The organism is Nostoc cf. edaphicum LEGE 07299, from assembly GCF_015207245.1.
Taxonomy (GTDB): Bacteria; Cyanobacteriota; Cyanobacteriia; order Cyanobacteriales; family Nostocaceae; genus Nostoc; species Nostoc edaphicum_B.
On record NZ_JADEXF010000617.1, the window covers coordinates 1 to 3721 of the forward strand.

Sequence of the window (3721 nt, forward strand, 5' to 3'; positions counted from 1 at the left end):
TTTGCTTATCTAGTTTAGGAATATCTAATTTCAGATATTTCAAACGGTTAGGTAACTCTACTTTCTCTTGTGTCGGCAAGTGGGAAATCCGATCGACTTGTTCTAAAATTTTGTCTATTGATATAATAACTTCTTGTATACTCGGCTTTTTAGTTTTTAATTGTAAATCTTTTTGTTCAAAGGCTTCTTCTTGATTACCTAACTTTACTAAGACTATTTTTACAAAGAAAATATTGTAATCAACCTCACTAACTTGACCCACTTGCTGGTAATGTTTTCCACTTTTATTTATAATTACTATGTCACCTTTCTCAATTCTGTTATTCATAATTTATATAGCCTGGTATTAAATTACTAAATAATCTCCTCTACAGAAAATACTACTCTAAAGCCACAAACCCTCAGTCCACCGTCTGACTCATTCCAGCTACGGCTAGCACTGCGACAAAGTTCTGCACTAAAACTCCAAGAACCACCGCGTAGCACCCGACGATTTATATCGCCGCCAACTTCCCAAGCTGTTCCATCTAAGGGTGCGTCGTTGTAATTGTTGTGCCACGAATCAGCGCACCATTCCCAAACTAACCCGTGCATATCGTACAATCCAAAGGCGTTGGCGACTTCAAAACTACCGACGTTTGTTGTTTCTTTACGGAATTTACTTTTTGGTTCCATAGTGCAGCTGACTAACTCAGAGGTAATGGTTTCGCCAAAGTGGAAGGATGTTGTAGTTCCAGCCCGACAAGCATACTCCCATTCAGCTTCACTCGGTAAACGATAGTCGCGTCCAGTTTTTTCTGATAGCCTGAGACAGAATTCTACAGCCTCATACCAAGATACATTTTCCACTGGTCTATCTAGACCTTTGAATTTCGATGGATGGGGATTTAAAGCTTGTTTGACTTTGGGTAAAGCTGCTACTACTCTCCACTGTGCTTGAGTTACAGGAAATTTCCCCATGAAAAATGGTTCAACGATAACTTGATGTCGTGGACGTTCGTCAGCATCTCCTTCAAATTCTGGTGAACCCATCATGTAAGTACCACCAGGAATTGATACCATTTCTAATGTGACAGATTTACTCAATTCTTCGGCAAAGAAGTTGGCATTACAGTTCATGCGGTTTACTTCTCTACCACCTGTGTCTACTGTCACTACGTCAAATTCAAAGGTTTCTAATGAGGGTAATGGTACGATTACTTTTTGTGGTAGCGGCAATAATATAGGTTGAGGCATCGAAACAATTTTTAAGGCAACAGGTTCAATGTTCGATGTGGCAAACTTCAAATCGTTGATGACTTCTACTGCTGTTTGATACCTTTCACTCGGTAGATGTTTGAGTAATTTATCTAAAATTTTTCCTAATTCGTCGCTGATAGTAATACCTTTTTTCTGTAAATGTTCGCGCCACAACCATTTAGCATTCATGGCATCATAAATAGGGTCATTAATCTGTCCAGAAGCATCCTGCAAGGGCAAACATTGAGTTAAAAGACGCACACAAGTTACACCCAAAGCATACAAATCACTGCCGTGACAAGCAAATCCAGCCATTTGTTCTGTTGGGGCATAGCCAAGGGTATAAATTACCGTAGCTTGTCTTCCTATACTGGTTTGTGTTACCTGTTTAGCACCGCCAAAGTCAATTAAAACGGGTTTTTCATCACTTGCACGGCGGATGATATTTTCTGGTTTGATATCTCGATGAATAACATTATGAGTATGAATGAATTGCAGTACTGGCAATAAATCAGCTAAAAGTTCCCAAATTTGTTGTTCGCCATAAATTTTCTGCTGAACTTCTTGTAAGAGAGTTTTTCCTTGAATAAATTCTTGTACGAGATACAAGCTAGTACCTTGTTCAAAATAAGCTAGTAATCTGGGAATTTGGGTATGATTTTCTCCCAGTTCATACAACCGAAAAGCCTCTTCTTTGAAAAATTCTGCGGCTTTAGTGCGTTGTCCTGTTCCCTGGAACTGCGGGAAAAATTGCTTGATGACGCAAGGGGCATTTAGTCTGTCTACATCTTCTGTAGAATATGTTTTACTAAATCCACCTTCACCTAAGAGTCTTAATACGCGGTAACGGTTTCTGAGAAGTTTGCCAAAGTTGCTTTGTCCGCAACTCACGCAAAATTTATTGCTATCAGAGTTGAATGGATTTGAGCAATTGGGATTTTGGCAGATTTGCATAATGAGGGGGAAATAGCATCTTCTCCAAAGTTAGCCCCAATATTATCTAATTGAAAACAGTTATGTAGAGAAGCGAACACGGAAGTTTATTTATGTGCTTAAAACTATCTTTTAGAGGATGTTTTAAAAGTTCTTTGGTCGGTAACAAAACATTTTAGATCCCCCTAAATCCCCCTTAAAAAGGGGGACTTTGATTCCGGTTCTCCTCTTTTGAAGGGGGGTTAGGGGGGATCTAGAAGTGCCTAAAATTACAAATGACCACTTTTAAAATATCCTCTCACACCAGGGCATAAGGATGAATAAATTATATTTATTTACTTATCTATACTGTGACATTGTGTTAGCAGAAAGTATGACAGATTGCCATAATATTGGGACGTCAGACTTGCCTTAATGCAGCCACATTTTAATATAACTGTTGTTCGCTATCTAAAAAAGTTCACGAAGAACTAAACCACCTACCTATAACTTTTATTGCCAATTGCGACTCTTATTTAAAACTTTTATTTTCTCCAGAAGCGCGAATTAATTCAGCTACAAGGGCAACGATCGCAGATACTAAAATTAACATTACACTCAGAGCATTAATATCAGGTTTAACTCCGCTTCTAATGCGGCTAAAAATTTCCATTGGCAGGGTGTTATAACCGCTACCAGCAGTAAAACTAGCAATGAGAAAGTCATCTAAGCTGAGGACAAAAGCTAAGAGACAACCAGCGACAATCCCAGGCATTAATTGAGGTAACAATACTTTGATGAAAGCTTGGGTTGGTGTAGCACCTAAATCTAGTGCTGCTTCTTCTAAATGCGGATCTAAATTAGTCAGCCGAGAAGCAACCACAAGCCCGACATAAGCCAGACAAAACACCACATGGGCTGCAACTATCGTCCACAAACTCAAAGGTATTGCAAAGGCTGCTAGACATACTAGGGTAGCCACTGCGATCGCAATATCGGGAATAATCAATGGTAGGTAAGCAATACCCCGATACAATTTCTTACCAGGAAATTCGTAACGCGCCAACCCAACCGCCATCAAGGTTCCCAGCACTGCGGAAATTGCCACAGCACAACCTGCAACTATCATACTGTTTTGCAAAGCTGATAAGATGCGATCGTCACTGAACAACTTGCGATACCAATCGAGAGTAAATCCTTGCCAAGTTGCACTGTAAGGCGACTTATTGAAGCTATAAAAGCCAAGTACCAGTATAGGCAGGTACATGAACACAAATATCAACAGTGAGAAAACCGCCTGCCATGAGACACGCGGTTTTTTGAGAGATGGAGAGATATTCACGTTTATATATGATTTTTCTTAGATAGCAATACAAAATATCATATTTTATGTAATCAGTCAATAGTTATTACTTATTACTTATACGCAAAGCAGCTTGTGAGAAATGCGGGATAAGGTAGGTAAACTTTCGCCCTAGACATCTGGTGAAAAAGACGCGTAGCACTGCTATGTCTCTATAACGGTTCTGGATAAGATAACGCATATTTAATTTCTGAAGATGTCTAATAG

General features: G+C 39.3%; 2 protein-coding genes and 1 pseudogene. All 3 read right to left on the minus strand.

The genetic code is table 11. The features are described 5' to 3' along the window. Positions 1 to 328 (minus strand): annotated as a pseudogene (locus IQ229_RS17830) (hypothetical protein); the annotation flags it as partial. Between the two features lie 26 nt (positions 329 to 354). Then, a complete protein-coding gene (locus tag IQ229_RS17835; RefSeq protein ID WP_194045992.1) occupies positions 355 to 2193 on the minus strand; it encodes a bifunctional serine/threonine-protein kinase/formylglycine-generating enzyme family protein in 1839 nt (612 codons plus the stop codon). Positions 2194 to 2683: 490 nt separating this feature from the next. Further along, entirely contained in the window at positions 2684 to 3418 is a 735-nt protein-coding gene (locus tag IQ229_RS17840; RefSeq protein ID WP_228013536.1) for an ABC transporter permease, read from the minus strand. Positions 3419 to 3721 lie beyond the last annotated feature (303 nt).